Source organism: Kitasatospora sp. NPDC057223, from assembly GCF_042669755.1.
Taxonomy (GTDB): Bacteria; Actinomycetota; Actinomycetes; order Streptomycetales; family Streptomycetaceae; genus Kitasatospora.
Genome location: NZ_JBHUWW010000209.1, coordinates 1 through 10,063, shown reverse-complemented (window position 1 = coordinate 10,063; position 10,063 = coordinate 1). Strand labels below are relative to the sequence as shown.

3 protein-coding genes and 1 pseudogene are annotated in these 10,063 nt (G+C 76.5%); all 4 read left to right on the top strand.

The features are described from left to right. On the top strand, positions 1-3,540 hold a 3,540-nt coding region (locus tag ACFUK0_RS38140; protein ID WP_380258316.1), incomplete at its 5' end, for an SDR family NAD(P)-dependent oxidoreductase. A gap of 70 nt (positions 3,541-3,610) precedes the next feature. After that, positions 3,611-6,901, top strand: a pseudogene (locus ACFUK0_RS38135) (type I polyketide synthase); the annotation flags it as partial. A 128-nt stretch (positions 6,902-7,029) separates the two neighbouring features. Next, positions 7,030-8,526, top strand: a complete 1,497-nt coding sequence (locus tag ACFUK0_RS38130) for an FAD-dependent monooxygenase (protein WP_380258314.1) — start codon at positions 7,030-7,032, stop codon at positions 8,524-8,526. After that, positions 8,523-10,019 (top strand): FAD-dependent monooxygenase, encoded by a 1,497-nt coding sequence (locus ACFUK0_RS38125; RefSeq protein WP_380258312.1) that lies wholly within the window; start codon positions 8,523-8,525, stop codon positions 10,017-10,019. The genes ACFUK0_RS38130 and ACFUK0_RS38125 overlap by 4 nt, the downstream gene beginning before the upstream one ends. Positions 10,020-10,063: the final 44 nt, after the last annotated feature.

The following is a 10,063-nucleotide window of genomic DNA, read 5'->3' as shown; positions in this document are numbered from 1 at the left end:
GACATCACCCTCACCCCCGGCCTCTCCATCGCCGCCGTCAACGGCCCCGCCACCACCGTCGTCTCCGGCACCGCCACCGAACTCGACACCCTCCAAGCACACTACGAAGCCAACGACATCCGCGCCCGCCGCATCCCCGTCGATTACGCCTCCCACTCCCACCACGTCGAGAGCATCAAGGACGAGCTGGCCCGGCTGCTCGCGGGCATCACCCCGCGCGCCGCCGGCGTGCCGTTCTACTCGACGGTGACCGGCGACGTGATCGACACCACCGAGCTCACCCCGGACTACTGGTACCGCAACCTGCGCCAGACCGTCCGGCTGGACGAGACCGTCCGCGCGCTGGTCCGCGACCGGCACACGCAGTTCGTCGAGAGCAGCCCGCACCCCGTGCTCGCCTACGGCGTCCAGCAGACCCTGGACGACCTGGAGGCGGACGGCGTGAACGTGCAGGGCACGCTGCGCCGCGACGAGGACGACCACGCCCAGTTCCTCACCGCACTCGGCCGGGCCTGGACCACCGGGACGGCCGTCCGGCAGTGGACGCTCGGCGGGCGCCCGGAGCACCGGGCGACCCACCTGGGCCTGCCCACCTACCCCTTCCAGCGCACCCGGCACTGGCTGCACGTGCCGACGGCCGCCGAGAGCGGCGGGGCCGGGCCCGGCCTGGAGGCCAGCGGGCACCCGCTGTTCACCGGAGCGCTGCCGGTCGCGGAGGACGGCACGCTCGTGCTGACCGGGCGGCTCTCGCTCGCCGCCCAGCCCTGGCTGGCCGACCACGCGGTGCTGGACGCCGTCCTGCTGCCGGGCACCGCGCTCGTCGAGGCGGCGCTGCACGCCGGGGCCGCGACGGGCCTGCCGGAGCTGGTGGAGCTGACCCTGGAGGCGCCGGTCGCGATCGGCGCCCAGGACGCGCTCCAGCTGCAGCTGCGCGTGGGCGCCGAGGACGGCGCCGGGCTGCGGCCGGTAAGCATCCACTCCCGGCCGGCCACCCCGGCCGCCGGGCAGGACGCGGCGGACCGCACCGAGTGGACGCGGCACGCGTCCGGCCTGCTGGGCCCCGAGGCGCAGCGCACGGCGCAGCCCGGGGGCAGCTGGCCGCCGGCCGGTGCGGACGAGCTCGACCTCGCGGGCCACTACGAGCTGCTGGCCGCGCGCGGGTACGTGTACGGGCCGGCGTTCCAGGGGCTGACGGCGGCCTGGCAGCAGGGCGAGGACCTGTACGCCGAGGTGCGGCTCGACCTGCCGGCCGACGAGGGCGGCGCGGCCGACGGCTTCGCCGTGCACCCGGCGCTGCTGGACGCCGCGCTGCACGTGCTGGTGCTGGCGGCGGCGCAGGACGGCCCGACGGACGGCGTGCGGCTGCCGTTCGCCTGGCACGGTGTCACGCTGCCGGCGGCGGGTGCCGGGCCGCGGGCGCTGCGGGTCCGGGTGTCCCGGCTGGGTTCGGACGCGGCCTCCCTGGCCTTCCACGACGAGTCGGGTGCGCCGCTCGGCGGGGTGGAGCGGCTGGGCTTCCGGGAGATCTCGCACGAGCAGCTGGCCAGGGCCGTCGGGCGGGCCGGGGACTCGCTGTTCAGGCTCGCCTGGGTCGGGCTGCCGGACGCCGTGGGCGATCCCGCGCCGGGTGACCGGCCGTGGGCGCTGGTCGGCGACGACCCGCTGGAGCTGTCCGCCGTGCTGGCGACGGCCGGGGTGAAGGCCGTCCAGTACCCGGATCTCGCCGCCGCGGCAGCGGCCGTCGGCGCGGGGGCCGCCCTCCCGGCGGTGTTCCTGGCCGCCTTCGACGGCGCCGCCGGCGAGGACGCCCTCCCGGGGGCGCACGAGAGCGCCCGGCGGGCGCTCGCCCTCGCGGGTGAGTGGGCCGTCCAGGACTGGACGGCCGACGCGACCCTGGTCGCGGTGACCACCGGCGCGGTGGCGACCGCTCCCGGGGAGGACGTGCCGGGCCTGGCCGGCTCGACCGTCTGGGGCCTGCTGCGCAGCGCGGTCAACGAGCACCCCGGCCGGTTCGCGGTGGCCGACCTGGACGCGCTGCCCTCCTCGCGGCGGGCGCTGCCCGGTGCGGTGGCGGGCGCGCTGGCGGCCGAGGAGCGGCAGTTCGCGGTGCGCGACGGCGCCGTCCTCGTCCCCCGGCTCGCCCGGGCGGACGGCGGCGCGGCGCAGCCCGTGGCGCTGGACCCGGAGGGGACGGTGCTGATCACCGGTGGGACGGGCCTGCTGGGCGGGCTGGTCGCCCGGGAGCTGGTGCAGCGGTACGGCGTGCGGCACCTGCTGCTGGCCGGGCGCGGCGGGCCGCAGGCGCCCGGTGCGGCCGAACTGGCGGCGGAGCTGGAGGCGCTGGGGGCCGAGGTCCGGGTCGCCGCGTGCGACGCGGCCGACCGGGAGGCACTGGCCGCCCTGCTGGCCTCCGTGCCGGCCGGGCACCCGCTGACGGCGGTGGTGCACTCCGCCGGTGCGCTGGACGACGGGACGCTGGAGTCGCTCACCCCCGAGCGGCTCGAAGCGGTGCTGCGGCCGAAGGCCGACGCGGCGTGGCACCTGCACGAGCTGACCCGGGACCTCGGGCTGGCCGCGTTCGTGCTGTTCTCCTCGGCGGCGGGCATCGCCGGTGCGCCGGGGCAGGCCAACTACGCGGCCGCGAACACCTTCCTGGACGCGCTGGCCTACCGCCGGCGGGCGCTCGGCCTGCCGGCGGTGTCGGTGGCCTGGGGCCGCTGGGCCGACGGCGGCGGGCTGACCGGGCACCTCACGGCGGCGGACCACGCCCGGATCGCCCGCAGCGGTTTCGCCGCGATCCCGTCCGACCTCGGGCTGGAGCTGCTCGGCCTGGCGCTGGCCTCGCCGGAGCCGCTGCTGCTCGCGGCGACGCTGCACACGGCGGCGCTGCGCTCGGCCGGCCAGGTGCCCTCGGTGTTCCGCGAGCTGGTGCGCCGGCCGGTCCGCCGGCCGGGCCAGGGCTCCGGTGGCGGGCAGCCGCTCGCGGAGCGGCTGGCCACGGTGCCGGCCGAGGAGCGCGACGCGGTGGTGCTGCGCCTGGTGCGCGGCGAGATCGCGGCGGTGCTCGGCCATGCCGATCCGGCCGCGGTGCCGGCCGACCGCTCGTTCAAGGAGCTGGGCTTCGACTCGCTGACGGCGGTCGAGCTCCGCAACCGGCTGGGGGCGGCGACCGGCCTTCGGCTGCCGGTGACGCTGGTGTTCGACCACCCGACGGCGGTCGCGCTGGCCCGCTACCTGCGCGGTGCGGCGGAGCCCCGGCCGGGCGCTGCGGCCGACCACCTGTTCGCCGAACTGGACCGGCTGGAGGCCGCGTTCAGCGCCGCCTCACTGGACGAGGTGGGCCGCGGCCGGATCGCCGCCCGGCTCGACGCGCTGCTCGGCCGCTGGGGCGCGCCCGCGGCCGCGGCCGTCGAGGAGGCGGCGGACGAGGAGGCGGTCAGCGAGTCGATCCGCGACGCGGACCTCAACGAGCTGATGGCCTTCATCGACACCACGCTCGGCCGTTCCGACGCGACGGGCGCAGGCCCGGCAGAGCTCTGACCCCTTTCCCCGCAGGCGCCCGAGAAGAAGGCAGTTTTCCCCGATGACGGACCAGACAACGGACCATCAGAAGCTCGTCGACTACCTGAAGTGGGTCACCGAGGACCTGCACCGCACCCGCCGTCGGGTCACCACCCTGGAGGCGGAGCGGCGCGAGCCGATCGCGGTGGTCGGCATGGCCTGCCGCTACCCGGGCGGGGTGAACTCGCCGGCCGAGCTGTGGCGGCTGGTCGCGGACGGGGTGGACGCGGTCGGCCCGTTCCCGGCCGGCCGGGGCTGGGACGTGGAGAACCTCTACGACCCGGACCCGGACCACCAGGGCACCTCGTACGCCCGCGAGGGCGGGTTCCTGTACGACGCGGGCGACTTCGACGCCGGGTTCTTCGGTATCAGCCCGCGTGAGGCGCTGGCCACGGACCCGCAGCAGCGGCTGCTGCTGGAGATCGCCTGGGAGGCCCTGGAGCGCTCCGGGATCGACCCGTCGGCGCTGCGCGGCAGCCGGACGGGCGTGTTCGCCGGGGTCATGTACGACGACTACGGCGCCCGGCTGTACCAGGCCGTGCCGGACGGCTTCGAGGGGTGGATCGGCCACGGCAGCGCGAGCAGCGTGGCGACCGGCCGGATCGCGTACACGCTGGGCTTGGAGGGCCCGGCGGTGACGGTGGACACGGCGTGCTCGTCCTCGCTGGTCGCCGTCCACCTGGCGGCGCAGTCGCTGCGTTCGGGCGAGAGCACGCTCGCGCTGGCGGGCGGTGCGACGGTGATGGCGACGCCGGGTGTGTTCACCGAGTTCAGCCGGCAGCGCGGGCTCGCGCCGGACGGGCGCTGCAAGCCGTTCGCGGCGGCGGCCGACGGCACGGGCTGGGGCGAGGGGGCCGGCCTGCTGGTGCTGGAGAAGCTGTCGGACGCGCGCCGCAACGGGCACCCGGTGCTGGCCGTCCTGCGCGGCTCGGCGGTGAACCAGGACGGTGCGAGCAACGGCCTGACCGCGCCGAACGGGCCCGCGCAGCAGCGGGTGATCCGCCAGGCGCTGGCCAACGCCGAACTGACGGCGGACCAGGTGGACGTGGTCGAGGCGCACGGCACCGGCACCACGCTCGGCGACCCGATCGAGGCACAGGCCATCCTGGCCACCTACGGCCAGGACCGCCCCGCCGGACTCCCGCTCCACCTGGGTTCGATCAAGTCCAACATCGGCCACACCCAGGCCGCCGCCGGCGTGGCCGGCGTGATCAAGATGATCGAGGCGTTCCGGCACGGCGAGATCCCGCGCAGCCTGCACGTCGACGAGCCGTCCCCGCACGTCGACTGGACCGCCGGGAACGTCGCGCTCCTCACCGAGCACACCCCCTGGCCGGAGACCGGCCGCCCCCGCCGGGCCGCCGTCTCCTCCTTCGGCATCAGCGGCACCAACGCCCACGTCATCCTCGAAGCACCCACCGAGGAGGAGGGACCCGCCGAGCAGCCGGGCGACGCCCCGGGCCTGCCCTGGCTGCTGTCGGCGCACTCCGAGCAGGCGCTGCGCGACCAGGCAGGCCGGCTGCGCGCCCACCTGGCCGCCCACCCGCAGGACGTCGCCGCCACCGCCCGGACCCTGGTCACCGCGCGCACGGCCCTGCCGCACCGCGCGGCCGTGGTCGGCGCCGGGTCGGCGGCCCGGCTGGAGGGGCTGGCCGCGCTGGCGGCGGGCACCGACTTCCCCGGCCTGCTGCGCCCCGCCGCGGGCGCGGCCGCCGGCGGCCGGACGGCCTTCCTGTTCTCCGGCCAGGGCAGTCAGCGTCCCGGCATGGGGCGGGAGCTGTACGAGGCCTTCCCGGTGTACGCGACGGCCTTCGACGAGGTCGGCGAGGCCTTCGCGGCGCACTTGGAGCGCCCGCTGCGCGACATCGTGTTCGCCGAGCCCGGCACGCCCGAGGCGGAGCTGGTGCACCGGACGGCCTGGACGCAGCCCGCCCTGTTCGCGGTCGGGACGGCCCTGTACCGGCTGCTGCTGTCCTGGGGCCTGCGGCCCGACGTGCTCGTCGGCCACTCGGTCGGCGAGCTGGCGGCGGCGCACGCGGCGGGCGTCCTCACGCTGGAGGACGCCGCCGCCCTGGTCGCCGCGCGGGCCCGGCTGATGGACGCGCTGCCGGCCGGCGGCGCGATGCTCTCCGTCCGGGCGCCCGAGCGCCAGGTGACGGCCTCGCTCGCCGGGTACGAGGGCCGGGTCTCGGTGGCGGCGGTCAACGGGCCGGCGTCCACCGTGGTCTCGGGCGAGGAGGCCGCCGTCGAGGAGATCGCGGCCCGCTGGCAGGCCCTGGGCCGCAAGACCCGGCGGCTGCGGGTCAGCCACGCCTTCCACTCCCCGCTGATGGACCCGATGCTCGACGAGTTCGAGCGGGTCGCCAAGGGCCTGGCGTACGCGGCGCCGGTGATCCCGCTGGTCTCCAACCTGACCGGCGCCCTGGCGGAGCCGGAGCTGCTCGCCTCCCCCGGGTACTGGGTGCGGCACGTGCGGGAGGCGGTGCGCTTCCACGACGGCCTGCGCACGCTCCAGGGCGAGGGCACCGGCTGGTACGTCGAGGTGGGCCCGGACGCGGTGCTGGCGCCGCTCGTCCAGGAGTCCCTGGCGGCCGGTTCGGGCGCCGAGGTGGTGCCGCTGCTGCGGCGCGACCGCCCGGAGGCCGCCGCGCTGCTCACCGGGCTCGCCCGGCTGCACGTGTCCGGTGCCGAGGTGGACTGGGCCGCCGTGCACGGCCCCGGCCCGGCGCCCCGCGCCGACCTGCCCACGTACGCGTTCCAGCACCGGACGTTCTGGCTGGACCGCTCGGAGCCGGCCGCTCCCGGGCAGGCCCCGGACGCGGCGCAGGACCGGTTCTGGGCGGCCGTCGAGGGCGGCGCCGCCGAGCTGGCCGGGCTGCTGGCCCCCGACGCCCCCGAGGACTCCGAGCTGGCCGCCCAACTGGCTGCCGTGCTGCCCGCGTTGACGGCCTGGCGAAGCAGTGCCGCGCCTGCGCCGGCCCCGGAGGAGGCGCCGCAGGAGCGGGCGGCCCCGCTCCCCGAGGCGCCGCCGGTGGACGCCGACCGCGCACGGGCGCTGCGGGCCGAGCTGGCCGCGCAGAGCCCGGCAGCCCGGACGGAGACGCTGGTGGGCCTGGTCCGGCTGCACGCGGCGACGGTGCTCGGCCACGACTCCCCGGACGAGCTGGGCGCGGAGGACAACTTCCTGGAGGCGGGCTTCTCCTCGTTCACCGCGCTGGAGCTGCGCAACCGCCTGGTGGGCGTCCTCGGCGTCGAACTGCCGGCCGTGATCGCGTACGACCACCCGGACGCGGCGGCGCTGGCCCGCGAGCTGACCCGGCTGCTGCCCACCACGGGCTGAGCTCCGCGGGCCGCCGCTTTAGCGGCCGCGAAGGCCCTGCTTTAGGCCGGTCCGAGAGCGTCGGAGGGGCACCGCGTACACGCGGTGCCCCTCCCCTGTTCTTCGTACTTCCCAGAAGGAGCCCGTCCGTGAGCCAGAGGGTCATCATCGCAGGCGCAGGACCGACCGGACTGCTGCTCGCCGCCGAACTGCGGCTGGCCGGCGTCGAGGCCGTCATCCTGGAGAAGCTGCCGGAGCCGAGCGGGGAGTCCCGGGGCCTGGGCCTGCACGTGCGCAGCATCGAGGTACTGAACCAGCGCGGCATCGTCGACCGCTTCAAGACGCCGGAGACGGAGGCCTGGCCGGCCATGCACTTCGGCCTGTTCTGGCTGGAGCGTCCCGTCGGCCCGCGCGAGGACTACACGCTGGCCGTCCCGCAGTGGAAGACCGAGCACGCCCTGGAGGCGTGGGCCCGCGAGCTCGGCACCGAGATCCGGCGCGGTCACGAGGTGGTCGCGCTGGAGCAGGACGAGGACGGCGTCGTGGTCGACGTCGAGGGCCCGGACGGCCCGTACCGGCTGGAGGGCGCCTACCTGGTCGGTGCCGACGGCGGGCACAGCAAGGTCCGCAAGCTGGCGGGGATCGGCTTCCCCGGCACCGGGTCGTCGTTCTACGGCGTGCTCGGCGACGTCGTGGTGAAGGAGGGCCAGACCGTCGCGTACTCGGCGGAGCTGTACCCCGGCGGCTGGCTGGCGAACGTGCCGATCGACAACGGCCGCAAGCTGCGGCTGATGACGACGGAGTTCGACCAGGAGCGCCCCGGCGACGACGTCCCGGTGACGGACGACGAGCTGCGGGCCGCGATCAAGCGCGTCACCGGCACGGTGCCGGAGTTCGAGGAGACCACCTGGGTCTCGCGCTTCGGCAACTCCACCCGCCTCGCGGACGAGTACCGCTCGGGCCGGGTGCTGCTGGCCGGCGACGCGGCGCACGTGTTCTACCCGATCGGCGGCCAGGGCCTGAACACCGGCCTGCAGGACTCGTTCAACCTGGGCTGGAAGCTCGCGGCCGTGGTGAACGGCTGGGCCCCCGAGGGCCTGCTCGACAGCTACCACGCGGAGCGCCACCCGGTGGGCCGGCGGGTCTGCGTGAACACGCAGGCGCAGGTCTCGCTGCTCTACCCGCTGGACAAGATCACCCCGCTCCGGGAGATCTTCGGCGAGCTGGTGAAGTTCAAGGAGGTCAACGACTTCCTGCTGGCCCTGGTGACCGGCGTCGGCGTCCGCTACGACCTGGCGCTGCCCGAGGGCGCCGGGGAGCCGCACCCGCTGCTGGGCCTGCGCGCCCCCGACCTCGAACTCACCACCCCGGACGGGCCGACCACCCTCGCCACCCACCTGCACAGCGGTCACGGCCTGCTGATCAGCTTCGGCGAGGAGCCCGGCCTCGACGTCAGCGGCTGGAGCGAGCGCGTCCACACCCTGAGCGCCGAGCCGCACCCCGAGCTCGCCGCCACCACGCTGCTGGTCCGCCCCGACGGGCACATCGCCTTCGCGAGCAGCACCCCCGACCCGGACACCCTGCGGCACGCCCTCACCACCTGGTTCGGCACCCCGGCGGCCGGCGCAGAGGCGGGTGACGCGTGAGTGCCGGACTGCCGGTGGTGATCGCCGGCGCCGGCGTCACCGGCCTGCTGGTCGCCGCCGAACTGGCGCTGGCCGGCGTACCGGTGGTCGTCCTGGAGCAGGCGGCCGAGCAGCGCGAGGCGGCCGGGGTGGCGCTGAACACCGCCGCCGTGGCGGCGCTGGAGCGGCGCGGGCTCTTCGAGGAACTACGGGGCAGCGGGCTGGCCCTGCCGCAGGTGCACTTCTCGCTGCTGTGGCTGGACCCGGACCGGGCCGGCGGGCAGTCCCGCTACCCGTTCCTGCTCCCGCAGTCCCGGGTCGAGGAGCGGGTCGAGCGGCGGATCCGGGAGTCGGCCGCGGCCTCCGGGGCCGTCGCCGACATCCGGCGCGGCCACGAGCTGACCGGCCTGGCCCAGGACGACGACCGGGTCGTGGTGGACGTCGTCGGCCCGGACGGCCCGTACCGGCTGGAGGCCGCGTACCTGGTCGGTGCCGACGGGCCGCGCAGTGCGGTCCGCGAGCTGGCCGGGATCGCCTTCACCGGCAGCGACGCCGAGTCCTCGGGCATCGTCGCCGATCTGGAGGTGGACTTCGCGAAGGTGCCACCGGAGGTGTTCGGCGCCCGGTATGCCGAGCGCGGGCTCTTCATGGGCGCGCCGGTGGCCCCGGACCGGCTGCGGCTGATCACCACCGAGTTCGGCACTCCCCCGGTGGACGACGCGCCGCCGGTGACCGGTGAGGAGCTGGAGGCGGCCGTCGCCCGGCTGTCCGACATCGACCTCGGGCCGCTCAAGCCCCTGTGGGCGGCCCGGTTCGACGACGCGGCCCGGCAGGCCGAGCAGTACCGCTCGGGCCGGGTGCTGCTGGCCGGCGACGCCGCGCACGTGCACTACCCGCTGGGCGGCCTGGCCCTCAACACGGCCTTCGAGGACGCGTTGAACCTGGGCTGGAAGCTGGCGGCCGTGGCGAACGGCCGGGCCCCCGAGGGCCTGCTCGACAGCTACGACGCGGAGCGCCACCCGGCCGGGCGGCACGCGCTGCGGTCCACCCAGGCGCAGACCGCACTGCTGCACCCGGCGGAGAAGATCGGCCCGCTGCGGGAGATCCTGCGCGAGGTGCTCGCGCTGGACGGCCCGAACCAGTTCCTGGTCGATCTCGCGGGCGGGGCCGGCCTGCGGTACGAGCTGCCGCTGCCGGACGGCGCCGGGGAGCCGCACCCGCTGCTGGGCCTGCGGGCGCCGGAGGTCGAGCTCGGCACCGCGGACGGTCCGGTCCCGCTGACCGGCCTGCTGCACGCCGGGCGCGGGCTCCTCGTCCTGCTGGGCGCGGAGCCGGGCCTGGACACCGGCGGCTGGAGCGACCGGGTCGACACCGTGACGGCCGAGCCGCACCCCGGGATCGACGCCGCCGCACTGCTGGTCCGCCCCGACGGCCACATCGCCTTCGCGGGCGGCGCCGCCGAGGCCGACACCCTGCGGCACGCCCTCACCACCTGGTTCGGCGAGGCGGGCTGACGGCGGAGCGCGACAACGGCGAGGGCCGCGGTACCGGATCCGGT